1 protein-coding gene is annotated in these 260 nt (G+C 26.2%); it reads left to right on the top strand.

Annotated elements, in window-relative coordinates:
* The coding region (locus tag KK062_RS31315) for a hypothetical protein (protein ID WP_254088132.1) at nt 1-260 on the top strand (260 nt) is incomplete at both ends.

The following is a 260-nucleotide window of genomic DNA, read 5'->3' as shown; positions in this document are numbered from 1 at the left end:
ATTCTATAGACAAGGCTATATTGTCAAAAAAAGATAAAGAGAGTTTAATAGTTGCACTGAAAACATTACAGGCGACTAAGTATCCAGAAATAAATTCAGTAGTAAATAAAATTGGCTCAATATTTGGAGAGCAGAATTTATCAAACTGGATTGAAATAGACTTTACTGAATGGGGAAGTAATTTTAATGAAGATGATAAATTTACAAAAATAAAAGAAGCTATTTTAAGGCGTAATACTATAAATTTTAATTATGTAAAT

This window comes from Dawidia cretensis, assembly GCF_018598175.1.
Classification (GTDB): Bacteria; Bacteroidota; Bacteroidia; order Cytophagales; family Cyclobacteriaceae; genus Ohtaekwangia; species Ohtaekwangia cretensis.
This window is presented reverse-complemented; position numbering and strand designations above follow the sequence as displayed.